The organism is Streptomyces sp. LE64 (assembly GCF_052606915.1).
On sequence record NZ_CP199708.1, the window covers coordinates 4,036,350 to 4,057,986 of the forward strand.

Below are 21,637 nucleotides of genomic sequence, written 5' to 3' on the forward strand. Positions count from 1 at the left end.
CGCGCACACGCCTGTTGAGGAAACGGAGCCCGTCGCTGCCGTTGTTCCCGTCGATCACCTCGGATACGTTCCACAGCGACAACGGCAATCACGAAAGAGGGAATCATGTTCAAGCGAAAGACCCTGGTTTCTGCCTTAGCCTCCGCTGCCATGGCCGGCGCCGGAGTGCTCGCCGTGTCCGCACCGGCACAGGCCGCCATTCCGGGCACCGAGCAACTGCGGAACGTCTCCACGGGCTTCTGCCTGGACAGCAACGCCGCGCGGAACGTCTACACCCTCGGCTGCAACGGCGGCGCCTACCAGAACTGGTCGGTCTACTCCTCCGGCGCCGGCTACGTCCTGAAGAACCAGGCCACCGGTTACTGTCTGGACAGCAATGCGGCGCGGAACGTCTACACGCACTCCTGCAACTCCGGCAACTACCAGCGCTGGACCATCTACACCAGCGGTGCCGGCTGGGTGCTGAAGAACGTCTCCACGGGCTTCTGTCTGGACAGCAACGCGGCGCGGGACGTCTACACGCACGCCTGCAACTCCGGCAACTACCAGCGCTGGACCTGATCCTCCCGCGGTGCGACGCACCCGCGAGGTCCCGCCCGAGACGGAAGCCGCCCCGATGACGGAGGCGCCCGCCGCATGAGCGGGTGACGCACCGCCACCGCACGGCGGGACTCCGCCGCCCGCCGTGGAGGCCGGCGGCCGTCCGCCGCGCTGACGGGAGCGGTACGACGGCCGTGGCACGAGCACGCAGGGCGGCACCTCCGGTCCCTTCGGAGGTGCCGCCTTCCCGCTGGTACGGCCCCGGCCGCGTCGGAGCGGGCCGAGAAGCGTTCACCGCCGCCAGGGCGTTCACGAGAGGGTGACGATGTTCAAGCGAAAGAGCCTGGTTTCCGTCCTGTGCTCCGCCACGATGGCCGGGGCCGGACTCCTCGCCGTGCCGGGCCCGGCGCAGGCCGTCTCCTTCCCCGGCACCGGGCAACTCAAGAACGTCGCCACGGGCCGTTGTCTGGAGAGCGACGCGACGGACCGGGTCTACCTGCGCGTCTGCGACGCCGGCGCCCAGCAGAGGTGGTCGGTCTCCGGCTCCACCTCCGGCTACTACCTGAAGAACCAGGTCACGGGCCGCTGTCTGGACAGCGACACCCTGGGCGAGGTCGTCACCTACAGCTGCACCACCGCGGCGCGCGGGCGGTGGATCGTCTCCTCGTCCTCCGCCCACGTCCTCAGCTACGCGCTCTCGGGCCACTGCCTGGAGGGCGAGGCGACCGGCCGGGTCCACACCCGCACCTGCAACTCCGGCACCCACCAGCGCTGGCTCTGAGCCTTCCGCGGTCCGCGCCTCCCGCCTTGGCGCCCGTTGCCCTCCCACGGGACACCGGTCGGCCCGGCCCCGGCCACCCGCAGCCCCGTCCGCAGTGCGGTCGGCGGCGCCGGCAGGCCCCGGCACCGCGCATTCCCGATTCCTCGAATCCGCGCAGTACCCGGTCGATCGGGTATGCGAACCGGTGAAGGAGGCGCGCCGGGATGCGGTCGCACACGCATTCCGCACCCGATTGCCGTGGGTCCGTGGTGACGACACGCTTCCGAACGGGGTAATCGGGTGGCGGTGCCGGGGCCGGTCCGGCGAGAGTGGGGCTCCGGGCCGCCGTGCCCGCGGGGCGGGTGGCCACCGGCGTCGGATGTGACGCACGCGACCCGTGTTGCTCCAGGCGGATGCGTGGGGACCGGTGAGAACGCCGTGCCCGCCGGGTAAGCGGGTAGGACAGACGAAACAGGTGAGCGTGCGGGAACAGACGGCTACCGCCGGACGTTCTTCCGTAACGGAAGGGGAAAGATCCTCCCTAGGCACTAGGGGAGATCCTTTGCCCGCACATTACTCTTGAGCCAAGGCCGCGCAGGGCGGCCATGGAGGAGTGAAATGAGGAGCAGTAACCCGGTCTTCTCGCGTCGGGGGTTCAGCCGCGACAACGGCTACGCGGGGTTCAACGCCGCGCCGCAGGCCGGGGGACCCGCCGTCCAGACCCAGGGCAACCCGTACGCGCAGGGCACCGCCGCGCCCACCAACCCGTACGCCGCCAACCCCTACGCGCAGCCGGACGGCCTCCAGGGCGCCGGCCCGCAGGCCCCGGTCTCCACCGGTCGCATGACGATGGACGACGTCATCGTGCGCACGGCGACCACGCTGGGCATCCTGGTCGTCACGGCCGCGCTCGCCTGGGCGCTGCTGCCGGTGGACGACGCGAACATCGGCCGCGCGATCGGCGTCGCCGTCGTCGCCGGTCTCGCCGCGATGGTGCTGGGCCTCGTCCAGTCCTTCAAGCGCAAGGCGTCGCCCGCGCTGATCGTGTCCTACGCCGCCCTGGAAGGCGTCTTCCTCGGCGTCATCTCCAGCATCGTCGACAACCGCATCGCGAGCGGCGCGGCCATGCAGGCCGTGATCGGCACCATGGCGGTCTTCGCCGCGGTCCTGGTCGCCTACAAGGCGGGCTGGATCCGCGTCAACCGTCGCTTCTACGGCTTCGTGATGGCCGCGGCGCTCGGCTTCGTCCTGCTGATGGCCGTGAACATGCTGTTCGCGGTGTTCGGCGGCGGTGACGGCCTCGGCTTCCGCAGCGGCACGCTCGGCATCGTCTTCGGTATCGTCGGCGTCCTGCTCGGCGCCTGCTTCCTGGCCCTCGACTTCAAGCAGGTCGAGGACGGCATCGCCTACGGTGCCCCGCGCGAGGAGGCGTGGCTCGCCGCCTTCGGCATGACGATGACCCTGGTCTGGATCTACCTGGAGTTCCTGCGTCTGATCGCCATCCTCCAGAGCAGCGACTGACCCGGGGCGGGCCCGGCGCCCGCCCCGCCCGGTCGACGGACGGCCCCGCGAACCACCTCGGTTCGCGGGGCCGTCCGCGTGTGTCGGCCTCCGGGAGTCCGGCAGCGGCGGAGGCGACGGCGTGCGGGCATCGCATAGGGTCGGGCCGTGCTTGATACGACGCCGCTGACCGCCGCCGTGGACCGCTTCGCCGACCACCTGCGGGCCGCCCCGCAGAGCCGCCTCCAGCGCGGCGCCGCCGCCGTGGCGCTCGACCTCGCCCGGGAGCTCTCCCGGCGCGCCCAGCACCTTGAGGCCCCCGGCACCGAGCCCCGCGAGATGCCCGATGCGGGGATGTTCGCGGTCGCCGACCAGGTGACGGTGGCCGCCCGCGACCTGGCGGTGGTGCTGGGGGACTCCGACCAGCTAGCCCAGGCGGTCGCCCTGGTGCACGAGGCACAGGCCCGCGCCGGCGTGTGAACGCAGATCGCGGGGGCGCGCACGCCGTACGGCGTGCGCGCCCCCGCGCCTGTGTGCGGGAGGGTCAGAGCGAGGCGATGACCCGGTCGGCGAGCACGTACACCGTCTCCTCGCCGCAGGAGAAGGTCAGCGCGTAGGCGCCCGATATCCCGGAGCCCCCCAGCAGGACCGGCGCGTCACCGGCGTGCAGTGCCGCGGCGAGCCGTTCGGCGGTCTCGCGGTGGCCGGGGCTCATGCACAGCGTGGTGCCGTCCTCGAAGACGTAGACGTCCAGGGTGCCGAGCGGGCCGGGGCGGACGTCGGCGAGGGCGGCCCGGGTCGCCGCCAACTCCTCCAGGCACAGCACGGTGCGCTCGTGGTCGCCGATCGGGGTGAACGACGGGGGCTGGGTGACCTGGGCGGGCACGAAGTCGGGGTGCGAGGGGTGACGTCGGCGGGCGGCGGCCAGTTCGGGGGAGTCGCCGGGGTGGCCGGGGCGGGCTTCCTGGCCGTCGACGGGACGACCGGGCCCGATGAGCGTGGTGGTCTCTGGCGTCCCCTCCGCGGGGTCGACGCCCGGCCCGTCCACGAGCCCCTCGGCGCCCTCCGGGCCCTCCGGCGCGGTCGCGGGGTGCGGTTCGGGGGAGTCCACGCGGCCCACGAAGTCGGTCGGTCGGGGCAGGTACAGGTCATCGGCGGTCAGGCCGAGCAGGGACGGCGCGTCGGCGATGTCCCGCGCCTCCTGGGCGGCCCAGAAGGCGCGGGCCTCGGCGAGTTCGCGTTCCCGTTCCTCCGCGAGGGCGGCGGCGACCGCCGTGCGTATCTCCTCGGTGTCGGCGGAACGGGCCGCGGGCACCAGGGCACGGGCATCGGCCGAGGCGCGCGCCACGAGTTCCGTGCGCAGCTCGGCGAGCTGGCGGCGCACGCCGAGCACGACGCACAGGGCGGCGGTGCCCACGGCGGTGGCGGCGACCGTGGTGACCAGCAAAGCGGTGGACATGGCGCTCACGTAGTACTCCCGGTGTCAGTCGACCCCCGACTTCCCATCTCAGCTTGCGGTGCGGACCCGCCCTCTGTCAGTGCATTACGTCACGAATCGGGCAGATTGCTGGATTTAGGAACAATCCAAGATGGGAGTGCATCCCGGGCAACCGTGTGAGCTGCGCAAACGTTCTCCCCGTAGGGGACGCGTCTTGATGTCCTGGGGGAGACGGGGTCACGATGCGCGACGCACGCCCGAGAGCGCACAACCGTAACCAACGCCGGCCCGGCCCCTCAAGGGGGCACGGGTAACGGGAGGGGCGCCGTGCCCGGGGGTGCGCCGGCTCAGGAGAGCCGTTCCAGCACCATCGCCATGCCCTGGCCGCCGCCCACGCACATGGTCTCCAGGCCGAACTGCTTGTCGTGGAACCGCAGGCTGTTGATCAGGGTGCCGGTGATCCGGGCCCCGGTCATCCCGAACGGGTGGCCCACCGCGATGGCGCCGCCGTTCACGTTCAGCCGGTCGAGGTCCACCCCCAGGGCGCGGTAGGAGGGGATCACCTGCGCGGCGAACGCCTCGTTGATCTCCACCAGGTCGATGTCCCCGATGGTGAGCCCCGCGCGGGCGAGCGCCTGCTGCGAGGCTTCGACCGGCCCGAGGCCCATGATCTCGGGGGAGAGCGCGGACAACCCCGTGGAGACGATCCGGGCGAGCGGGGTGAGTCCGAGGTCGCGGGCCTTGGTGTCGCTCATGATCACCAACGCGGCGGCGCCGTCGTTCAGGGGACAGCAGTTGCCTGCGGTGACCAGCCCGTCGGGCCGGAACACCGGCTTCAGGCCCGCCACGCCCTCCAGGGTGACCCCGGGGCGCGGCCCGTCGTCCGCGGTGACGACCGTGCCGTCCGGGGTGGTGACGGGGGTGATCTCGCGCTCCCAGAAGCCCCGGGCGATGGCCTGCTCGGCGAGGTTCTGGGAGCGCACCCCGAACTCGTCCATCTCCGCCCGGGTGATGCCCTCCCGGCGGGCCAGGTTCTCCGCGGTCTGCCCCATCGCGATGTAGGCGTCCGGGAGGAGTCCGTCCTCGCGCGGATCGTGCCAGCCGGCGCCGGTGGACGCGGCGACGGCGGCGGTGCGGGCCTCCGCCTCGGCGAAGAGCGGGTTGTGCGTGTCGGGCAGGCTGTCGGAGTTCCCCTTGGTGAAGCGGGACACCATCTCCACGCCCGCCGAGACGAACACCTCGCCCTCGCCCGCCTTGATCGCGTGCAGGGCCATCCGGCTGGTCTGGAGCGAGGAGGCGCAGTAGCGCGTGATCGTGCACCCCGGCAGCTGGTCCAGGCCCAGCTGCACCGCCACGATCCGCCCCAGGTTGTTGCCCTGCTCGCCGCCGGGCAGGCCGCAGCCCAGCATCAGGTCGTCGATCTCGCGCGGGTCCAGTCCGGGGACCCGGGCGAGCGCGGCGGCGACCACCGTGGCGGTCAGGTCGTCGGCGCGCAGGTCCTTCAGTGAACCCTTGAACGCGCGGCCGATGGGGGAGCGAGCGGTGGCGACGATCACGGCTTCGGGCATCGGGTTCTCCTTGCCGGGGGGACCGGGCCGGACGGGTCGGGCCGGGCGGGGGCGCGGCGGTCCGGCGCGATCGGGCGGTACGGACGGGTTCCTGCGGTCGCGCGGGACGACGCGCACGTAAGTTACCGCTACGTAGCTCCTCGGTCACGGGGGTCGGAGTGTGACCCGGACCGCGTTTCCAAGCGCTTGCTCAGCGTACTCCGGCCGGCCCGGGGACGGGCCGGCCGGCGGGACGGAGGTCGCGGCCCGCCGGGTTCCGGCCGCCGGGGCGGGGCGTCCCGGCCACGTCCTCGCCGATCGGCGGGTGCCCTCCGCCCCGCGATCGGACGGTCGCACCCCGCCGGACTGCGGATCGAAAGGGTGAGGAAACGGACGGTCACCTCAGATGTTGCTGAAATGCCGGTGCGCCCCCGCGCCCCGCCCTGGCACTGTCTGCCGCAGCGGGCGCAGCACCCGACCGGCGGCCAGGGGGGCCCGACCGGCGGCCGGCGCCCGACCAGGAAAGCGGGGACCCATGAGAACGATCACGCGCGGTGCGCTGGTGCTCACGATGGTGTCGGCGGGCACCGTCGTCGCGGCCCATCCCAGCGCCGCGGCCTGTGCTCCGGAGAAGCCCAGGTTCACCCTGTCGAACGCCAAGAACAGCTACCGCCCGACCAACGTGATGAGCGACTTCATCCAGGGCCCGGGGCGGATCAACTACGCCAAGACCAAGACGGCCACCGCCGGCTGGTCCGGCTCCGCCGGGCTCAGCGGCGACATCGAGGTGCTCGTCGTCAAGATCTCCGCCAAGTACGAGGGCACCTACACCAAGTCCTGGAGCGACTCGGACACCTGGACGTACAGCCTGGACATCGCCCGGGGCAAGACCCAGCGCATCCGGATGTACCACGCCTCCAAGAAGGTCAACGTGACCAAGAAGGTCTTCAACAACGGCCAGTGCCGCTGGCGGACCGCGTACGCCAACAAGACCGTGGACGTGCCCAAGCGGCAGAACGTCAACGTCTGGAAGCGCGAGAACCTCTGATCCCGCGCTCCGCCGCCCGGGCCGTGCGGCCCGGGCGGCGGAGCCGCATCAGGGGGCGGCCGGGCTCGGACGGTCCTGGTCGACCTCCGGCCCGGGGCTGTGGATGCGCCGCCGGCGCCGCCGTTTCAGCAGTGCCCACGGGCCCCGCGGACCGGTCTGCGGGGCCGCCGTGACCTCCGTGCCGCCCTCCTCCGCGGCCCGCACCGCCGCCCGCGCCACCGGCAGGAACCCCTCGTCCCGGAAGGCGTCCGGCCGCTCCTCCTCCGGCCACAGCCCGAGCGCCGCGCACACCGTGGGCAGGACGGCCATCGACGCGGTCCCGTAGCCCTCCGCGGAGGGGTGGAAGTTGTCCGGGCCGAACAACTCCCGGGGGTTGGCCGCGAACTCCGGACCGAGCAGGTCGCCCAGGGACACGGTCCGCCCGCCCTGCTCCACCACGCCGATGGTCTGGGCGGCGGCCAACTGCCGCGAGGTGCGCCGGGCGAGCCAACGCAGCGGCTGGTACACCGGTTCGATCGTGCCCAGGTCGGGGCAGGTGCCCACCACTACCTCCGCCCCCGCGGTGCGCAGCCGGCGCACCGCGGTCGCCAACCAGCGCACCGAACGGGTGGGCGGGATGCGATGGGTCACGTCATTGGCGCCGATCATGATCACGCAGACGTCCGGCATCCGCTCCGGCGCCGCCAGCACCAGCCCCACCTGCCGCTCCAGGTCGTCGGAGCGGGCACCGGGCTGGGCGACGGTCCGCAACTCCACCGGCCGGTCCGCGACCGCCGCCAGCCCCGAGGCCAACAGGGCGCCTGGAGTCTCCCGGGCCCGGTGCACCCCCACCCCCGCCGCCGTGGAGTCGCCCAGCATCACCAGCCGCACGGGCTCCCCGCCGCCGGCCAGCCCCGTCCCGTAGCGGCCGTCGGCCCGCGGCGGCGCCGGGTTCCCCGCGCCGTGGTTGCCCACCTGCCGCTTCGCCAACTGCACCTCGGCCAGCACCACGCCCACCGTCGCGACCCCCAGCAGCCCGATCCCGCCGCCGCCGTACGCCGCGCCCGCGGCGATCCGCCGTGCCACCCTCGCCCTCGACATGCGCCGCAGCCACCTCCTCCGAGCCGTACACCCAGTCCTTGCCCCGCCGGGACGGTGCGCCAATCGCGAGCGACGGGTGAACGGTCGGGGCCGAACGGCGGTGCCCGTCCGGCCGCACGCGCCGGGGTGTGCACCGGCGCGCACCGGACCCCGGACCACCGTGCCCCGGCCCGCCGCGCGGCGCCGGGCCGTAGGGTGAGGACGAACCCTCACCCTTCAGCACAGCCCGGAGACAACGGTGCACTTCCACGACTCGATGGTCAGCCTCGTCGGCAACACCCCGCTGGTGCGGCTCAACAACGTCACCGACGGCATCCGGGCGACGGTCCTGGCGAAGGTCGAGTACTTCAACCCGGGCGGCTCCGTGAAGGACCGCATCGCCCTGCGCATGATCGAGGCCGCCGAGGAGAGCGGCGCGCTGCGCCCCGGCGGCACCATCGTGGAGCCCACCAGCGGCAACACCGGCGTCGGCCTGGCAATCGTGGCCCAGCAGAAGGGCTACAAGTGCATCTTCGTCTGCCCGGACAAGGTGTCCACCGACAAGATCAACGTGCTGCGCGCCTACGGCGCCGAGGTCGTCGTCTGCCCCACCGCCGTGGACCCCGAGCACCCGGACTCGTACTACAACGTCTCCGACCGCCTGGTCCGCGAGACCCCCGGCGCCTGGAAGCCCGACCAGTACAGCAACCCGCAGAACCCGCTCTCGCACTACCACTCCACGGGCCCCGAGCTGTGGGAGCAGACCGAGGGGAAGATCACCCACTTCGTGGCCGGCGTCGGCACCGGCGGCACCATCTCCGGCACCGGCCGCTACCTCAAGGACGCCAGCGAGGGCCGGGTCACGGTGATCGGCGCCGACCCGGAGGGCTCGGTGTACTCGGGCGGCTCCGGCCGGCCCTACCTCGTCGAGGGCGTCGGCGAGGACTTCTGGCCCGACGCGTATGACCGCACCGTGGCCGACGAGATCGTGCCCGTGTCCGACAAGGACTCCTTCCAGATGACCCGCCGGCTCGCCAAGGAGGAGGGCCTCCTGGTCGGCGGCTCCTGCGGGATGGCGGTCGTCGCCGCGCTCCGGGTCGCCGAACGCCTCGGCCCGGACGACGTGGTCGTCGTGCTGCTCCCGGACAGCGGGCGCGGCTACCTCTCCAAGATCTTCAACGACGAGTGGATGGCCGACTACGGCTTCCTGGAGGACACCGGCAGCGCCGCCCGGGTCGCCGACGTGCTGCGCGACAAGGAGGGCGACCTCCCCTCCCTGGTGCACATGCACCCCGACGAGACGGTCGGCCAGGCCATCGAGGTGCTCCGTGAGTACGGCGTCTCCCAGATGCCCATCGTGAAGCCGGGCGCCGGCCACCCCGACGTGATGGCCGCGGAGGTCGTCGGCTCGGTCGTCGAACGCGAGCTGCTGGACGCCCTCTTCACCCAGCGGGCCTCCCTCGCCGATCCCTTGGAGAAGCACATGTCCGCCCCGCTGCCGCAGGTCGGCTCGGGCGAACCGGTGGCCGACCTGATGTCGGTCCTGGGCGTGGCGGACGCCGCGATCGTCCTGGTCGAGGGGAAGCCCACGGGCGTGGTGAGCCGTCAGGACCTGCTCGCCTTCCTGGCGAAGGCCGCGGGGTAGTCGACGGGTCGGAGGGGCGTCGTCCGCCCGGATCGCGTGCGGGCCGGGGCGCTCGGCTGTCAGCGGCCCCGCGTACGGTTCGCGGATGGACGATCAGCCGAACTCCCTTGCCCTGATCCATGACTTCGCCACCTGGGAACCCGTGCTGCGGCTCCTGCTGGCCGACCGGCCCCGGGACCACGGCACGGGGCCGGTGCGGGTGGCGGGGCGCATCGGCCGGGGCGGCTGGAGCCTGGCCCTGAACCGTCCGATGCCGCCGCCCGGGCGGGCGGTGCAGGCGGAGGACCGGCGGGAGGAGACGGAGGCGGTGGACCGGGTGCGCAACGCGCTCGCGGGCACCGCAGTCGACAGCCTGGCGTTCACCGCGGAGGTGGAGCAGTCCGGGAGGACCGCGCTCCACCTGGCGGCGCCCAGCCCGGCGGTGGAGCCCGGCATCGGCCCGCACCCGGGGGCGCTCGTCCTGGTCGACGGCTCCGTTCCGGAACCCTGGCGCAGGCTCCCCGACCCGGCGCCCGAGGCGGTGCCCGCCCCCTCGGCGGACCTGGAGCTGCTGGAACGGACGCTGCGCGAACGCCTGCCGGACGCCGTCGGCGCCACCGAGGAGGAGATCGCCGCCACCGAGGCGCGCCTCGGCCTCGCGCTGCCCGACGAACTCAAGGCGCTCTACCGGGTGACCCGGGTGCCGTGGGACGACCCGGACCGCTACGAGGAAGCGGACCGCATCGGCGATGCGGTCGGCTGTGACCTCTCCGACCTCGACGACCTGTACGTGGCCGACGCGGCGTCCCGGCACTGCCGTTGGGGCTCCGGTGCCACAGAGGCGGTCGTCACCCCAACCGATGCCGCGGTGCAGGGCCTCGTGGGCTCACCGGGCTGGATCGCCTTCGGCGACAACGGCGGCGGTGACCAGCTGGCCGTCGACCTCACCCCGGGCCCGCGCGGACACACCGGGCAGGTGATCCTGCTCTCCCACGAGCGGGACACCGGCGCCGAACTCCTCGCCGACTCCCTCACCGACCTGGTGCTCGGCCGGCCCCCCGCGGAACCCGACGACCCGCGGGTGCGGCGGCAGTCGCCCGTGGTGGCCAGGGTCAACCGGTCCAGCCTGGAGAGCGTCCGGGCCGCCGCCCACCCCGCCCTGGAGGTCCTCTCCATCGGCGTGTGGGAGGGCGCACCGCTCAGCCTCGCCCCCGTCGTCGGACTGCCCCGACTGCGCACCCTCACCGCCTACCCGGGCACCCTGGCCGACCCCTTGGAGATCAAGGAGCTGACGGGACTGGAGTTCCTGGAGCTCGGCCCGCAGGAGTGGCGGGTCCTCCTGGACGCCGGGGCCGTACCGCCGAGCCTGTCGGCCGCGGCCGTCGTGGTGCACGGCGACCACGACCCGGTGGCGATCGTGGCCCTCGCCAACGAGGTCCTGGCCCTCTGGGACCGGCCCCCGATTGTCCGGACCGTCCTCGAAGGAGACCTCGGCCCGCTGGCGTAGCCCGGCGTTCCGGGCGCCGGACCGGGGCCGGCCGGGCCCCGGCCCGCGGAGGCCGGGCGGTGAGGTGCGGGGCGGAGCGTCCACCGGTCCGGCGGGGGCCTGCGGGCGAGCGGTGGGGTGCCACCGAACTCGATCGACCGCCCGAAGACCCCGGCCGTCATCCACCGGCAGGCGCCACCTGGCCGGTGGGGGCAGGAAGGTCCTAGAGGATGCGGATTCCGTCGATCCGCACCCCGCCCGGGTGGTTCGGGAAGCTGTAGGTGGTCCACTTCCCGATCGCGGCGTTGGGCTGCCACCTTCCGTCGCCGTGCCACTGGACGACGTTGTTGCCGGTCTTCAGCCACTTCATCCAGTCGACCGGGCTGTTCCACCACGACCACTGTTCCGACCCACCGTTGGCCCAGCAGCTGTTCCAGTCGCTACTGTTGTTCCCGGTGTGCCCGTAGACCTTCGCGAAGTCCTCCCTCGTACCGCAGTCGACGCGGTTGATCGCGGCGGCCTGCGGGACGGAGACTGCGGTGAGTGAGACCGCCGCGACGGTGGCGGTCAGGGCGGACAGCGCCGCCCGCTTGACAGATCGGTTCATGGAGTCTTCTCCTTCGTTGTTCTGGGTGTGTTGGCGCGCCGGGCGGCGGTGCGGTCCGACCGCACCGCCCCTCGGCGTCGAGGGGTGAGTGGCCGTGGATCAGGCCGTGGGAGGCGCGGACAGGATGGCTTCGGCCCGGTCGATCCGCTCCCGGACCTGCCGCTGGTAGCCGGTCAGGGCTTCGGTGTGGGTGGATACGAGCTGCCGCTGGTAGCCGGTGAGGACGGCGAAGTAGACGCCTGCGAGCTGCGACGACCGCGTGCAGGATTCGGCGGCCGTGGCCACGGCGATCTCCCTCGGCGTCGCCTTCTCGTCGGTCAGGAAGCCCTCGGCCAGCTTCTCGGGATCCTCGGCCGGGTGGCCGGCCTCGCCCATGCAGGCGGCCCAGCGTTCGCGTGCCGCCGTGACCCTGCTGTCCGCGGCCGCCTGTTGGAAGGACCGGCCGAACAGCTCCTGGGCGAGCTTCCAGCCCCGGGTGCCGGCGAGGGACGGGAGATCCTCGCCCGCCTTCTTCCAGCAGGCGTTGTAGTCCTTGAGCTCCCGGCCGGCCGGGGCCTTGGCCGCCGGAACCGGCACCGCGACGTGGAACCCGAGGCGCTCGGCGGTAGCCCTGCCGATGTAGCCCCAGGCGCCGGCCGGCCGGACGGCCTCTCTCTCCGCCTTCGTCCTGGTGGTGCTCCGGGGCGTCCGCGGGCTCGGAAAGCCCCGGTGCCCCAGGCCCGTCATGCAGCGGGCGACCAGCGCCTCGTTCGTCCGGTACAGCAGGTTGTCTTCCTGCTCGGTGGTGCCGTAGGCGGACAGCGGAAGCTCGATCAGTCCGTCGTACCCGGTGACGGGCGGCGCGGGCGCGGAGGCGATGGCCGGCGGAGTCGTCGTCCTGTCCGCGCCCCCGCCGCCCGCAGAACAGCCGGTGACCGCCAGGCCGATGCCCATCACCATGGCACATGCTGTGGTCATGACAGACGTGGTGGGGGTGCGTCGGCGCGGGTCCTGGCCGTTCTCACCGGCCGCGCTGCATTCCCGGTGCGCGTCGCGGCCCAACGGTGGTGGGTGCTCGGCGGACATGTCCCTCCCGGCTCGCAGCGATTGGGTGTGTCGGTGTGTCGGTGCCAAGCCTTGTTCGCCCGTACTGCTCACCACCAGATCAGGCCGTGCTCACGAACTGCTCACCGCCACAACCCGGAGCGTTACCAAGGCAGTTAGTCTGTGGAGGCCATGGACTACCGAGGGCACGAGAGGCTCCTGGTGAGCACCGCCGGGGGCCGTGAGAGGGCGGACAGGTCCCATGCTGGTCAACGCTTCCGGTTCCCCCGCTCGCCTGGCCGACCGGCTGCGCGCCGACCGCTCGCACGGCTTCGTCGGGAGGGAGCGGGAGGTGGCGTTGTTCAGGAAGTCGCTGAACGCGGTCGCGGGCGACCCCGACTCCGCCGCGGTGCTCTTCCTGCACGGTCAGGGCGGCATCGGCAAGTCGACCCTGTTGGGACGCTTCGGGGACGAGGCCAGCGAGGCGGGTCGGCCCGTGGTCCACGTCAAAGTGCGCGGCATGCTCCCTTCCCGCCGAGACCTGGAGGACGCGGCCGCCGAGGTGTTGACGGGGCAGCACACCGTGCTTCTCGTGGACGACTTCGAGCGCTGCCAGGGGCTGGAGGAGTGGTTCCACCAGAAGTTCCTGCCGCAACTGCCCTTGGGGGTCCTGGTCGTGGTCGCCGGCCGTCAGCCACCCGGAGTGCGCTGGCGCACCGACCCGGGATGGCGGAAGTCCCTGCGGGTCGTCCGTCTCGACGACCTGTCCCCGAGCGACGCGGTCGAACTGCTGCGTGCGGAGGGTGTGCCGGCCGAACTGTACGCCCCGGTGCTTTCGTTCGCCGGCGGCAACCCCGTGGCCCTGAGGCTTTCCGCGGAAGTCGCCAAGCGGGACACCGGCCGCCGCGCCATGGTGTGGCGGCCGGACCGGGACGTGATCGCCGCCCTGATCCGGCATCTCGTCGACGACGTGCCCTCGCCGGAACACCGCCAGGCCCTGGAGGTGTGTGCCCATGCACTCGCCACCACCGAGGAACTGCTCGCCCACGCCTTACCCGACGCGGACGCCGGACAGCTGTTCGACTGGCTGCGTCGGCAGCCGTACATCGACCTCTCTCCGCTCGGTGTCTTCCCGCATGACGTGGTGCGGGAGATCCTCGACGCCGATCTGCGGTGGCGGGATCCCGGCGGCTACGTCGAGTTGCACGGCAGAGTGCGTTCCCATGTGGTCGCCCGGGCTCGCGCCGCCACGGGCGCCGACCTCGTGCCGGCCGTGCTCGCCTTCACCCATCTGCAACGGTCCAACGGCTTCGTCTCCCGCTTCCTGACCTGGCGGATCAACGGCGACGTGTACGAGGACTACCTGCGCGCGGAGGACCACGAGCTGCTCGTGGAGTTGACCCGCGGGGCGGAGGGGGAGGAGTCGGCGGCGATCGTCGGGTTCTGGCTGGCCGAACGGCCCGAGGCGTTCCGGGTGCTGCGGAGTTCCAGCACGGATCGCCCGGCCGCGTTCAGCGCCTGGCTCGAACTCGACGAACCGGACCCACGGCAGCTGAGCGCCGACCCGGTCGTCGCCGCGTGCTGGGAGCACTGCCGCACCACTCTGCCGCTCCGGGAGGGCGAGCACCTGGTGGTGGCCCGCTTCCTCGTGCGCCGGGACGGCGTCCGCGGCCCCTCCGCCGCCATGGACATCATGCTGCACCGGGTGGTGGGGGAGCTCATGCACGCCAAGCAGGTGGGCTGGTCGTACGTCGCCCTCTCCGACGGAGATGCGTGGCGGCCGTTCTTCTCCTACCTCGACCAACCGGCGATCGACCAGGCGCCCTCCGTCGACGGCCGGCCCCACACCCTGTTCGCGCACGACTGGCGGGCCGTCTCCGTCGATCAGTGGCTCCGCCCCAGCGGGCGGCGGCTCGACCAGGTGAACCCGGACCCGCGTTCCGGCCAGCGGCCCGGCCCGCCCGCCGAAGAACTGGTGGTGCTCGCCCGGGAGGAGTTCGACGCGGCGGTACGCGACGCGCTCAGGAACGTGCACCAGGCCGACGTGCTGTCCGCGAACGCCCTGGCCCGTACCCGGCTCATGGCGCACGCCCCCGGCGCGGACGCCGCCGCACGCATCCGGTGGGTGCTCGGGTCCGCCGTGGAATCGCTGGCCGCCGGATCGGACGCACCACGGTCCCACCAGGTCCTCCGGGCGACCTATCTCGACGCCCGGCGCAGCCAGGAGGCGGCGGCGGCCCGATTGGGCATGCCGTACGGCACCTACCGCCGTCGGCTCCAGAAGGCGCTCGCCGAGCTGAGCGATCGCCTCTGGGAGCGTGAACTCCACGGCCCCGGCCACCTCTGACCGGCGAAGGGCCGGCTCCGTCGCCCGAGCAGGACGCCACGGACCGCGGCCGGGCGCTCCCCGTCCTCGCGGCCCGGCGCCGCGGTACAGTCGCGGCTTCCCGCCGGTGGTGGTACGGAGGTTGGCGGGTGGGCGTGCGAGAGCCCCGGTCGGGGACCGGGGCTCCGAGGTGGTTCCGGGTGGGTCAGGCGCTGATGTGCCGGACGAAGCGGGTCCACTGGGGGTGGGGCACGAGGAGGGGTTGCCGGAACCGGGTCCGGAGGAATGGCCCTACCCCGGTTCCGTCCCCTCAGCGGGCAGCCTGGCCACGGCCGGGGTCTGCATGTCGTTGTATTCGAGAGCGATCTCGTCCAGCTCCACGCTGCGGACCAGGACCCCCGGGAGGTCCTTGAACCGTGCCAGGGCGTCCGCGACGGCCCGGGTCAGCGTCTCCGCTTCGAAAGAGCACGTGAACCAAGAGCGACCGGGTTCCTCGACCAGCGAGATCCTTCCGTCGTGAAAGCTGGCCAGGTGAACCAGCCGGTCGCACTGCCCTTCGGTGAGGGACTCCTGCTCCAGCACCAGGTTGAAATACCAGTTACGCACAGTTGCGATGCTTCCTGACGAATCCGTCAATGAACTTGGCCTCTTCTCCTGGACTCTGCGGCGTACACGAGACCGAGCGCCTTGCACGACAAGGACAACACAGGAGATACCCCCATTGATGGCCGCGTCCGGTACGCGTCACCTTCAGCCCGGCTGCCTCGGCCCTTCGGAGCGCCGCTTCCACATCCTTCTTCTGGTGCCGGTCGCCATGTCCCATGGTCACCACGTGCTACACGGCTCGACAGCCAGAAGGGTGTGAAGCTGGCAAGCATCGCTCGAACGGACTCGATCTCGGGGAGTGTTGACCCTGTGGCGTTCCGCCTCACGTCTCCTCGGCCATGCTCGTCCTCCCGGGAGGAGGGCGCCCGCCGCGCGGGACGTCCGCCCGTTCCACGCGGTGAGCCCCGGCGCGGGAACGCGGTCCGGGCTGGTTGGTGCGTGGCGGGGCGTGCTCAGGCGGTGATGTGCCGGACGAAGCGGGCCCACTCGGCGTGGGGGACGAGGAGGGTGCCGGCGGCGGGGCTCTTGCTGTCCCGGAGGGGGACGGTGCCGGTCGCGGTGGCGACGTCGGGGGCCACGATGAGGCAGTGCCCCCCTCCGTTTCCGCTGTAGCTCGATGCGACCCAACGTGCGTGGGCGAGGTTAGGGGTGGTGCTCATCAGGAAGTGCCTCTCTATCCGAAAGCCCAACGTGGATGACAGCTGTTGGGGCCGTTCCCGGGAAGCGGGAGGGGTACGGCTCATAGGGTGAGGCCGGTTCTCTTGGCCATCTCCATCAGCTTCGGGCGTGCCCTCTGGTGGAGGACGAAGAGCACCCGCACGACCTCGCGGGCCATGGGGTGCACCTCGGTCATCTGCGGTGCGATCCGGAAGGCCCTTTCGAGAGCCTCCTCGGTGCCGGAGTAGTTCCTCGTGTCGAGCCGGGCCCGAGCCATGTCGATGTACATGCGGCCCAGACGGTTCGGGGTCAGCGTCGTGGGTGGTCGTTTGAGCAAGGGGTCGGCCATCTCGGCCGCCTTGTTCGGCTTCCCCAACTCGATGTGTGCGGCCAGTTCGTACAGGGCCGTGTTCTCCTGGCCGAAGGTCAGGTTGTGCCGCAACACGTCGTGCGGGATGCCCTCGGCGTGCAGCTTGGCCTTCCGGAGGTGCGCGGCGGTGGCCTGCTCGTCCTTCTCCCGGGAGGCCAGGACGACCCCTCGGAGGTGTAGCGATCCCAGATAGACCGACGACCGTGCCGGTGTCCGGTCCGATGCCCTCTCGTACTGGATGACGGCCCTCTCCACGATGGCCAGGCCGTCCTCGTACTGTCCGGCCGACTGGTAGGTGCCGGCCTCGTTCCAGGCCGCGGCGACTTCGGCCTCCGGGTTCCACGTCTGACGGGCGGCCCAAGTCTGACGGGAGACGATCATGTCCGCGAGGTCCGGTTGCGCCAACCGGTGCGCCGCCGCGTAGGCGCATCCGTAGACGTCCACGACCTGGGTCCAGGCGCCTGCCTCACCGGAAGCGGCGGACAAGGCGGTGGCGGTGGCCTGGCCCAACAGCTTCGGGAGCATTCCGAGGAGTTCCAGGTAGTTCGTTTCCGCCCGCAGTTGCATGGCTCTGGCCACGTCAGCTGCCAACTGCTCCGGGGCGGGAACGTCCTCCCGCGGAAGCGTGTACCTCCGCACGGCGCTCCGCAGGTCGTTGAGGAGGTCGGCCTGCTCGGACGGGCCGAGGAACGGCTGTCCGTAGATGCGTTGAGTGGGCACACGCATGGCCTTGGCCAGGGCGGCGACGACGGGAGGCGTCACCGGCCGCGTGCCGACCTCGATCTTGCTGAGGTAGGAAACCGAGATTCCAGCCGCCCGAGCCAGCTTGGCCTGTGCGAGGCCACGTGCTTTGCGGAGGACGGCGATGTTCTCGCCGGGTGCGGGGGCACTCTCCATACCTCTACGGTTCCACGTTCCCCGGCGGGTGATTCCTCGCTACCGTCTCGGCTTCCTGCCGGTGGTGGCACGACGGTTGGCGGGTGAGCACACGCGAGAGCCCCGGTCGGTGACCGGGGCTCCGAGGTGGTTCCGGGTGGTTCAGGCGGTGATGTGCCGGACGAAGCGGGCCCACTGAGCGTGGGGGACGAGGAGGGTGCCGGCGGCGGGGCTCTTGCTGTCCCGGACGGGGACGGTGCCGGTCGCGGTGGCGATGTCGGGAGCCACGATGAGACAGTGCGCCCCTCCGTTGCCGCTGTAGCTTGATGCGGTCCAGCGGGCGTGGGTGAGGTCAGGGGTGGTGCTCATCAGGTAGTGCCTCCATTGCGGCGCGGATGAGAGCCGCAGACTCGACGGGGGACAGAGCGGAAGCGCTGAGCAGGTCGTAGGCGCGGACCTTCTCCGTCACCTCGGCCCTCTCTTCCAGCAGTGTCCCCGAACTGATGCTCTCTTCATAGGCTACTTGCTGCCCCGAATCCAGTGTCAAGAGAGAAAGGGAGCCCCCTGCGAGGGCGTGGCCACCATGGGAGAACGGCAGTACCTGGATGAACGAGGTCGGAGTGAGACTGAGCTCCAGGAGCTTGCCCAACTGCTCCCTCATGACCGCCGGTCCGCCGTATGCCCGCAGCAAGACAGCCTCGTCCAAGATGACCGAGTAGTCGGGCGGCGGTGATCCCGACAGGAGGGCCTGGCGGCCCAGCCGCAGTGCCCACAGTTCATCGATCCGCTCGTCCGCGGCCTTCGGGGTGTTCGTGCGGAACAACGCACGTGCATACGCCTCGGTCTGGAGCAGCCCGGGGACGATCTGTGATGTGTACTCCCGGATGATCGTGGCCAGCGCCTCCAACTCCATCCGCCGCCGGAACTGATCGGGGTGGGCCTCCCGCTTGCACAGGGCGTACAGCTGGGTGAAGATCCCGTCCGCGTTGAAGAGTTGGTCCAGTTCTGCCGGTAGTTCGGGTGGCGGCATGTACTCCGCCTTCTCGATCCTCGCGAGATGGGCCCGGCTCACTCTGACCCGGCTCGCCAGCGCCTCAAGGCTCCATCCCTTCGACTGGCGGAACCAGCGGAGCTTGGCGCCGAACAGGTGTCGGGCGCTGCGCTCGGGAGTCAACTGGGCCGACGGCTGCGGCATCTGGACCTCCTCTTGTCCCACATCGGTTTTCGAGACATCAAATGCTGGAAATCGTAGGGGACTCAGCGTGACCATATGTGTGCTCAGGGAGAACGTCCCCTGTGTGAGGTACCCGGTGCCCGAGTGAGAGGCCCAGGAGCGGAATGGTGAACGCCGCTCGTAGCGGGCGAACTTCAGTGCGGAGCACCTCCAGACCACCTGTGCTCCGCAGTGCGCCGACCAGTCGTGCGCGTGCACTGTTCGGAAGGTTCGGGCCGGTCGCTCAGCGCGGGTGCCAGGCGGCTCAGGAATGAGGACACAACGAAGTGTTGAGCAAGACGAGAGCGGCGCTGCAACAACTCCGCCGGATGGTCCGCAAGAAGGGTTCGGCCGAAGCGGGTCCGGCCGAACCGGAGTCGACCACGCCGTCCGATCCCGTTCCGTACGCGGGGCCCGACGACCGGTCGCACAGCCCCACCATGGAGCGCATCCGGCCCATCGTGGAGGAGGAGAACCGGCGGGCTCGATGGGGTGTGTACCGGTGAGGGCGGCGTCCGGCACGCGGGCCGTGACCGTGGGGGAGGACGTGCTGACCGTCCACGTGCTGGAGATGCGGCGCGAGCCCGACCGCACACCGTATGCCTGGCCGATGTGCGGCGCCGGGAAGGACGGCGACGAGACCTGGGAGTGGTTGCGCCGGGTCAACTGCCCGACTTGTCTGCGGCTCGCCTCCGCACCCTGACCCGCACGCCCCAGAGACCCGGCTCCGCCGGGTGTTCGAGCCCCGTCCCCGCGCGCACGCGCCCGGGCGGGGCGTTCCACCACAGTGAAGGACACACGACATGCGCAAGTGCACCGCTGCCGCCGAAGTACCCCACCGTGACGTGTTCTTGGCGATACTCGCGGGTCAGGGGAGGGTCAGCACCTCCGACCTGGCGCGGATTCCCCGCAAGCTGCGCTGCGAGTTGGGCCTGTGGCACGAGGGCGAGCACGCCGACCACGTGTGGGACTGGGACCACCGGCCCTCGCACGCACTGTGGGTGCGCTGGTCCCCGGACGGGGCGGGGTCCCGGCTGGAGTCGCTGCCCTGGTGCGAGGCGGCCCGGCCGGCCCGGGACGAGGCGTGCACCCTGTACTGGGAGCACGACCACCACCACTCGTGGGAACTCCGGGACCCCGAGTACGAATCGCTCGCCCGCTGGCTCAGCACGACCAGGCTCCGCACCGCCCGCCCGGCCTCGGACACCCCGCCACCGGACCGGCCGGCGCTGGGAGGCCCAGCGGCGGCCGGTGCGCCGGGCGAGGGGTGGGCGCCGGGTCGGTGCTGGCTGTACTGCGGGGGCGTGGATCTTCCCGTGACCTGGATCGGTCCCGTCCGCGTCCCCCGGGGCGACACCCCCATGTATGCCTGCGCCGACTGCACCAAGCGCCTGGCCACGATCGCCGAGGAGGAGATCGAGCGGGCGGACCGGGAATCCCTGGCAAGCCGCTGACGCGTTCCCGGCGACCCCTCGCCACGGCTGGAATGCGCTCCTCCTGGTGCTGGACGGGGTCGTGCCGAAGCGCCGCTCAGTAACTACTGCCAGCATGGATTCAAGGAGGAATCATGACCCCTTCCACCCCTCCCCCATCGAGTTGGCTCTCGCCGCCCCGGCGAGCGAGGAGCGGGCGGGCTCCCTGGTTCTGGTGGACGACGTGGCCTCTCTGACAGAGGACATCGTTCCCGGTTGCGGTGACGACAACCCGTACAACTGATCAGAGTGCTCTTCGTGTGGGCCTCGCCTCGGTGGGGCCCACACCGCGTTGAGTGAGAGAGTGGCTTCATGGCGCCTCGCACCACCTTCGAAGAGTTGCCCCCACGCGTCCGGGCGGCCATCGCCTTCCACACGGGCCGGATTCACCGTGCCGACCCGGTGTCTTCGGGGCTCAACAGCCAGCTTGCCGTTCGTCTACGCTGCGAGGCAGGCGACGTGCATGTGAAGGGTATTCGATCCGATCACGAGAGGGTCTGGACGCAGCGACGCGAGGCCGAGGTGAACCCCTTCCTCAAGGGGATCTCCCCCGAACTCCTCTGGCGGGAGGAAGTGGACGGCTGGGACGTTCTCGGTTTCGATTTCGTTTCCGGTCACCATGCGGATTACCGCCCGGGGTCTCAGGACTTGTTGTGCGTGGCGGATCTTCTGACCCGCCTGGGTGAGGTCGAGCTTCCCTCGATCGAATTGCGCGAAGCAGGGCAAAGGCTCGGCAACTATGTGAGCGATCGATCGCAGCTGGAATTGTTCGAGGGCGACTCCCTCCTTCACACGGATCTGAACAATGAGAACGTACTCGTTCAGGACGGGCACGCCTACCTGGTGGATTGGGCGTGGGCCACGAGGGGGGCGCCCTGGCTCGACGCCGGATACTGGGTGATGTGGCTGCTGGCTGCGGGGAAGCACACGGTGGAGCAGGCGGAGGGGTGGGCGCGGCGCATCCCGTCTTGGGAGGCGGCCACGCCGACGGCCCTGAATGCCTTCGCCTCGGCCAACGCACGGATGTGGAGGGAGATCGGGGGAGCGCAACCCGATGCGTGGACTTCTCGACTCGTGCGGGCATCACGGGACTGGTCCGCATACCGGCAGAAGCTCGTCGAGAAGTGACGTGGTGGGGGCACGTGCTGGAGCCGGCCTCACCGCCGCTCCCGGTGCCCCGCGCACGCGGGGCGGGCGGGGACGGCTGGCTTCGTCCGATCGGCACCCGTACGTCACACGGGCGCAGCACGGAGTTAACAGCCCTCCCGCACAGTGGAGGTGTCGGCGGGGGCGGGCGCGGCTCCCCGTCCCGGTCCGACAGCGAACGGCGCCCTGCCGGGGAGGTGACGAGCGGCTCACGGAACCGGTGGGAACGCCATGCACGCAGGGTCCGGCCCCTGAACCGGCCCCGTGTGCCCGCGGGGGCCGCCGTCGTCCCGTCCTCCGGTGCCACCGGGGGCCGGCGGTCCCCGCGCACCGCTGTCC

At 71.5% G+C, this 21,637-nt stretch carries 24 protein-coding genes; 13 read left to right on the plus strand and 11 right to left on the minus strand.

The genetic code is table 11. The features are described 5' to 3' along the window. The first annotated feature begins 150 nt into the window (after positions 1–150). From ACSMX9_RS18290 to ACSMX9_RS18305, 4 genes are all read left to right on the plus strand, one after another. Positions 151–561, plus strand: a complete 411-nt coding sequence (locus ACSMX9_RS18290) for an RICIN domain-containing protein (protein WP_366116477.1) — start codon at positions 151–153, stop codon at positions 559–561. 304 nt (positions 562–865) lie between these two features. Further along, complete coding sequence (locus ACSMX9_RS18295) at positions 866–1,321, plus strand: RICIN domain-containing protein (RefSeq protein ID WP_445395228.1); 456 nt, start codon at positions 866–868, stop codon at positions 1,319–1,321. A gap of 597 nt (positions 1,322–1,918) precedes the next feature. Next, positions 1,919–2,821, plus strand: a complete 903-nt coding sequence (locus tag ACSMX9_RS18300) for a Bax inhibitor-1/YccA family protein (protein ID WP_351242955.1) — start codon at positions 1,919–1,921, stop codon at positions 2,819–2,821. A gap of 147 nt (positions 2,822–2,968) precedes the next feature. Then, complete coding sequence (locus tag ACSMX9_RS18305) at positions 2,969–3,280, plus strand: hypothetical protein (protein WP_445395230.1); 312 nt, start codon at positions 2,969–2,971, stop codon at positions 3,278–3,280. 64 nt (positions 3,281–3,344) lie between these two features. Here the strand turns inward: ACSMX9_RS18305 and ACSMX9_RS18310 are convergent, their stop codons facing one another. Together ACSMX9_RS18310 and ACSMX9_RS18315 are read right to left on the minus strand one after the other, a co-directional pair. Beyond that, on the minus strand, positions 3,345–4,259 hold the full coding sequence (locus tag ACSMX9_RS18310) for a hypothetical protein (protein ID WP_445403020.1): 915 nt from the start codon (positions 4,257–4,259) through the stop codon (positions 3,345–3,347). Positions 4,260–4,585: 326 nt separating this feature from the next. Continuing rightward, positions 4,586–5,806, minus strand: coding sequence for an acetyl-CoA C-acetyltransferase (locus ACSMX9_RS18315; protein WP_445395232.1), 1,221 nt, complete (start codon positions 5,804–5,806; stop codon positions 4,586–4,588). 514 nt (positions 5,807–6,320) lie between these two features. On the opposite strand from ACSMX9_RS18315, the gene ACSMX9_RS18320 reads away from it, so the two are divergent. Beyond that, positions 6,321–6,833: a hypothetical protein gene (locus ACSMX9_RS18320; protein WP_351242947.1), complete on the plus strand. Its 513-nt coding sequence runs from the start codon at positions 6,321–6,323 to the stop codon at positions 6,831–6,833. Positions 6,834–6,881: 48 nt separating this feature from the next. On the opposite strand, the gene ACSMX9_RS18325 is transcribed toward ACSMX9_RS18320, so the two are convergent. After that, complete coding sequence (locus ACSMX9_RS18325; RefSeq protein ID WP_445395234.1) at positions 6,882–7,913, minus strand: SGNH/GDSL hydrolase family protein; 1,032 nt, start codon at positions 7,911–7,913, stop codon at positions 6,882–6,884. Positions 7,914–8,151: 238 nt separating this feature from the next. Here ACSMX9_RS18325 and ACSMX9_RS18330 point away from each other — a divergent pair, with 238 nt between their 5' ends. Both ACSMX9_RS18330 and ACSMX9_RS18335 read left to right on the plus strand, forming a co-directional pair. Beyond that, positions 8,152–9,537 (plus strand): cystathionine beta-synthase, encoded by a 1,386-nt coding sequence (locus ACSMX9_RS18330; protein ID WP_445395236.1) that lies wholly within the window; start codon positions 8,152–8,154, stop codon positions 9,535–9,537. Between the two features lie 85 nt (positions 9,538–9,622). Continuing rightward, complete coding sequence (locus tag ACSMX9_RS18335) at positions 9,623–11,023, plus strand: SMI1/KNR4 family protein (protein ID WP_445395238.1); 1,401 nt, start codon at positions 9,623–9,625, stop codon at positions 11,021–11,023. A 202-nt stretch (positions 11,024–11,225) separates the two neighbouring features. Here ACSMX9_RS18335 and ACSMX9_RS18340 read toward each other — a convergent pair whose 3' ends face one another. Together ACSMX9_RS18340 and ACSMX9_RS18345 are read right to left on the minus strand one after the other, a co-directional pair. After that, positions 11,226–11,609, minus strand: a complete 384-nt coding sequence (locus ACSMX9_RS18340) for a beta/gamma crystallin domain-containing protein (RefSeq protein WP_445395240.1) — start codon at positions 11,607–11,609, stop codon at positions 11,226–11,228. A gap of 99 nt (positions 11,610–11,708) precedes the next feature. Beyond that, the gene (locus ACSMX9_RS18345) at positions 11,709–12,566 is read right to left on the minus strand and encodes a hypothetical protein (RefSeq protein ID WP_445395242.1); all 858 of its coding nucleotides are present in this window, start codon (positions 12,564–12,566) and stop codon (positions 11,709–11,711) included. Between the two features lie 328 nt (positions 12,567–12,894). On the opposite strand from ACSMX9_RS18345, the gene ACSMX9_RS18350 reads away from it, so the two are divergent. Beyond that, complete coding sequence (locus ACSMX9_RS18350; RefSeq protein ID WP_445395244.1) at positions 12,895–14,979, plus strand: ATP-binding protein; 2,085 nt, start codon at positions 12,895–12,897, stop codon at positions 14,977–14,979. A gap of 270 nt (positions 14,980–15,249) precedes the next feature. Here ACSMX9_RS18350 and ACSMX9_RS18355 read toward each other — a convergent pair whose 3' ends face one another. The 6 genes from ACSMX9_RS18355 to ACSMX9_RS18380 all read right to left on the minus strand — a co-directional run bounded on the left by ACSMX9_RS18355 (position 15,250) and on the right by ACSMX9_RS18380 (position 18,662). Then, complete coding sequence (locus ACSMX9_RS18355; protein ID WP_445395246.1) at positions 15,250–15,564, minus strand: hypothetical protein; 315 nt, start codon at positions 15,562–15,564, stop codon at positions 15,250–15,252. Next, complete coding sequence (locus tag ACSMX9_RS18360; protein ID WP_445403021.1) at positions 15,557–15,781, minus strand: hypothetical protein; 225 nt, start codon at positions 15,779–15,781, stop codon at positions 15,557–15,559. The genes ACSMX9_RS18355 and ACSMX9_RS18360 overlap by 8 nt, the downstream gene beginning before the upstream one ends. 235 nt (positions 15,782–16,016) lie before the next feature. Then, positions 16,017–16,223 carry a DUF397 domain-containing protein gene (locus ACSMX9_RS18365; protein WP_445395248.1) on the minus strand — a complete coding sequence of 69 codons (207 nt, stop codon included), beginning with the start codon at positions 16,221–16,223 and terminating at the stop codon, positions 16,017–16,019. A gap of 80 nt (positions 16,224–16,303) precedes the next feature. Then, on the minus strand, positions 16,304–17,488 hold the full coding sequence (locus ACSMX9_RS18370) for a helix-turn-helix domain-containing protein (RefSeq protein ID WP_445395250.1): 1,185 nt from the start codon (positions 17,486–17,488) through the stop codon (positions 16,304–16,306). Positions 17,489–17,629: 141 nt separating this feature from the next. Then, entirely contained in the window at positions 17,630–17,836 is a 207-nt protein-coding gene (locus tag ACSMX9_RS18375; protein WP_445395251.1) for a DUF397 domain-containing protein, read from the minus strand. Then, on the minus strand, positions 17,820–18,662 hold the full coding sequence (locus tag ACSMX9_RS18380; protein WP_445395253.1) for a helix-turn-helix domain-containing protein: 843 nt from the start codon (positions 18,660–18,662) through the stop codon (positions 17,820–17,822). Before ACSMX9_RS18380 ends, ACSMX9_RS18375 begins: the two co-directional genes overlap by 17 nt. A gap of 308 nt (positions 18,663–18,970) precedes the next feature. On the opposite strand from ACSMX9_RS18380, the gene ACSMX9_RS18385 reads away from it, so the two are divergent. The 5 genes from ACSMX9_RS18385 to ACSMX9_RS18405 all read left to right on the plus strand — a co-directional run bounded on the left by ACSMX9_RS18385 (position 18,971) and on the right by ACSMX9_RS18405 (position 21,280). Further along, positions 18,971–19,186, plus strand: a complete 216-nt coding sequence (locus ACSMX9_RS18385; protein ID WP_445395255.1) for a hypothetical protein — start codon at positions 18,971–18,973, stop codon at positions 19,184–19,186. After that, a complete protein-coding gene (locus ACSMX9_RS18390) occupies positions 19,183–19,383 on the plus strand; it encodes a hypothetical protein (protein WP_445395257.1) in 201 nt (66 codons plus the stop codon). The genes ACSMX9_RS18385 and ACSMX9_RS18390 overlap by 4 nt, the downstream gene beginning before the upstream one ends. A gap of 100 nt (positions 19,384–19,483) precedes the next feature. Beyond that, positions 19,484–20,134, plus strand: coding sequence for a hypothetical protein (locus ACSMX9_RS18395; protein ID WP_445395259.1), 651 nt, complete (start codon positions 19,484–19,486; stop codon positions 20,132–20,134). A 94-nt stretch (positions 20,135–20,228) separates the two neighbouring features. Beyond that, the gene (locus tag ACSMX9_RS18400; RefSeq protein ID WP_445395261.1) at positions 20,229–20,396 is read left to right on the plus strand and encodes a hypothetical protein; all 168 of its coding nucleotides are present in this window, start codon (positions 20,229–20,231) and stop codon (positions 20,394–20,396) included. Between the two features lie 68 nt (positions 20,397–20,464). Next, positions 20,465–21,280 (plus strand): aminoglycoside phosphotransferase, encoded by an 816-nt coding sequence (locus ACSMX9_RS18405; protein ID WP_445395263.1) that lies wholly within the window; start codon positions 20,465–20,467, stop codon positions 21,278–21,280. Positions 21,281–21,637: the final 357 nt, after the last annotated feature.

Excerpts from the sequence above, each read along its gene's own strand:
- ACSMX9_RS18290 (WP_366116477.1), top strand. The coding sequence starts at position 151 with ATGGCCGGCGCCGGAGTGCTCGCCGTGTCCGCACCGGCACAGGCCGCC.
- ACSMX9_RS18295 (WP_445395228.1), top strand. The coding sequence starts at position 866 with ATGTTCAAGCGAAAGAGCCTGGTTTCCGTCCTGTGCTCCGCCACGATG.
- ACSMX9_RS18300 (WP_351242955.1), top strand. The coding sequence starts at position 1,919 with ATGAGGAGCAGTAACCCGGTCTTCTCGCGTCGGGGGTTCAGCCGCGAC.
- ACSMX9_RS18310 (WP_445403020.1), bottom strand. The coding sequence starts at position 4,259 with ATGTCCACCGCTTTGCTGGTCACCACGGTCGCCGCCACCGCCGTGGGC.
- ACSMX9_RS18315 (WP_445395232.1), bottom strand. The coding sequence starts at position 5,806 with ATGCCCGAAGCCGTGATCGTCGCCACCGCTCGCTCCCCCATCGGCCGC.
- ACSMX9_RS18320 (WP_351242947.1), top strand. The coding sequence starts at position 6,321 with ATGAGAACGATCACGCGCGGTGCGCTGGTGCTCACGATGGTGTCGGCG.
- ACSMX9_RS18325 (WP_445395234.1), bottom strand. The coding sequence starts at position 7,913 with ATGTCGAGGGCGAGGGTGGCACGGCGGATCGCCGCGGGCGCGGCGTAC.
- ACSMX9_RS18335 (WP_445395238.1), top strand. The coding sequence starts at position 9,623 with ATGGACGATCAGCCGAACTCCCTTGCCCTGATCCATGACTTCGCCACC.
- ACSMX9_RS18340 (WP_445395240.1), bottom strand. The coding sequence starts at position 11,609 with ATGAACCGATCTGTCAAGCGGGCGGCGCTGTCCGCCCTGACCGCCACC.
- ACSMX9_RS18345 (WP_445395242.1), bottom strand. The coding sequence starts at position 12,566 with ATGACCACAGCATGTGCCATGGTGATGGGCATCGGCCTGGCGGTCACC.
- ACSMX9_RS18350 (WP_445395244.1), top strand. The coding sequence starts at position 12,895 with ATGCTGGTCAACGCTTCCGGTTCCCCCGCTCGCCTGGCCGACCGGCTG.
- ACSMX9_RS18360 (WP_445403021.1), bottom strand. The coding sequence starts at position 15,781 with ATGGGACATGGCGACCGGCACCAGAAGAAGGATGTGGAAGCGGCGCTC.
- ACSMX9_RS18365 (WP_445395248.1), bottom strand. The coding sequence starts at position 16,223 with ATGAGCACCACCCCTAACCTCGCCCACGCACGTTGGGTCGCATCGAGC.
- ACSMX9_RS18370 (WP_445395250.1), bottom strand. The coding sequence starts at position 17,488 with ATGGAGAGTGCCCCCGCACCCGGCGAGAACATCGCCGTCCTCCGCAAA.
- ACSMX9_RS18375 (WP_445395251.1), bottom strand. The coding sequence starts at position 17,836 with ATGAGCACCACCCCTGACCTCACCCACGCCCGCTGGACCGCATCAAGC.
- ACSMX9_RS18380 (WP_445395253.1), bottom strand. The coding sequence starts at position 18,662 with ATGCCGCAGCCGTCGGCCCAGTTGACTCCCGAGCGCAGCGCCCGACAC.
- ACSMX9_RS18395 (WP_445395259.1), top strand. The coding sequence starts at position 19,484 with ATGCGCAAGTGCACCGCTGCCGCCGAAGTACCCCACCGTGACGTGTTC.
- ACSMX9_RS18400 (WP_445395261.1), top strand. The coding sequence starts at position 20,229 with ATGGATTCAAGGAGGAATCATGACCCCTTCCACCCCTCCCCCATCGAG.
- ACSMX9_RS18405 (WP_445395263.1), top strand. The coding sequence starts at position 20,465 with ATGGCGCCTCGCACCACCTTCGAAGAGTTGCCCCCACGCGTCCGGGCG.